The sequence below is a fragment of the Vibrio sp. 1562 genome (assembly GCF_033340155.1).
Lineage (GTDB): Bacteria > Pseudomonadota > Gammaproteobacteria > Enterobacterales > Vibrionaceae > Vibrio > Vibrio alginolyticus.
Genome location: NZ_JAWOVY010000094.1, coordinates 1 through 1,225 on the forward strand (window position 1 = coordinate 1; position 1,225 = coordinate 1,225).

A 1,225-nucleotide genomic window follows, 5' to 3' on the forward strand; every position below is an offset into this window, starting at 1 on the left:
TCTCGATTGAATTGGCCTGTTCAGCAAATTACTGCGCACGGTCGATTGGAGTTGTCCGATCTTATCGGTCACCACACACTGGTTAATGGCAACATGACCTTTGTGTATGGGCCGCTGGCACTGGCTGTCAAGCATGGCCATTTGCTGATCATTAATGAAATGGATCTTGCTGAGCCTGCTGAACTGGCTGGGCTCAATGACATTTTGGAAGGTGCCCCGTTGGTCATCGCACAAAATGGCGGTGAGATCATCATGCCACATACCAAGTTTCGTTTTATCGCTACCGGCAACAGTGCGGGCAGCGGTGACCAAACGGGCTTGTATCAAGGTGTGCTCCAACAGAATTTGGCTTTTCTTGATCGCTTTAGAATCATCGAAGCGACCTATGCAGAGCCTTCTGTAGAGGAAGCCATTCTGGAGAACGTTGCGCCGGGCTTGCCAGAAGTCTTTCGCCAAAAAATGGTGAAAGTGGCTGGTGACATTCGTCGTCTCTTTATTGGGGGCGCGGATGGTGGTGCTGAGCTTAGTATCACTATGTCCACTCGGACCTTGGTGCGCTGGGCAAAGTTAACACTTGCTTTTAAAGGCGCTCCTAACGCAGTGGAGTATGCACTGGTTCGGTCTTTGACGGCTCGTGCTGAGTTGGAGCAACGAGAAGCCATTCACCGTATTGCCGCTGATGTCTTCGGTGACCATTGGGAGGATTGATGATGGATAAGTGCTTTGCTCTTTACCGTTACCGTCATTCTGATGGGACAGCCAAAGAATGGGCCATTTACGTTGGATCGGATACCCAGGAGATTGAAGTTCGGTTTGGAAAAGCCGGTCAATTGTCGCAGCAGCGATTGATTGATTCGACTGATCCTAACGCTGAAGCAGACCGACGAATCAATGAGAAAATCAACAAGGGTTATCGATTGGTTGGACAAGTCGGCATTGATCATCAAGGGCGGCCATTTGAACTCTCAAATGCGCTAGATAGTGTCGCGTGCGTCAATAACGTCAGTTGGGAGTTTCGTACTCGCAAGGACGTCAATGGCCAAATATCGCTGGCGAAAAAAGCGTTGTTCGATATGGCAAAGCTGCTTGAAGCCTATGGCTTGGCTGTTATTGATGATAACCAGGTCAGGATTGGAGAATGGTCATTAGGGTTTTGCAAAAGCGGATTACCTAGTACCAATCAAATCAGCATGGTGTCAGGTGAAGGCGCTGGCATTGTTAACAC

At 49.1% G+C, this 1,225-nt stretch carries 2 protein-coding genes; both read left to right on the forward strand.

The genetic code is table 11. The features are described 5' to 3' along the window. Positions 1 to 708, forward strand: a 708-nt coding sequence (locus R7Z49_RS23405) for a CbbQ/NirQ/NorQ C-terminal domain-containing protein (protein WP_318112127.1), incomplete at its 5' end; no start/stop codon positions are given. Beyond that, positions 708 to 1,225: hypothetical protein (locus tag R7Z49_RS23410; protein WP_318112128.1), on the forward strand; the 518-nt coding region annotated here is incomplete at its 3' end. The genes R7Z49_RS23405 and R7Z49_RS23410, both read left to right, overlap by 1 nt.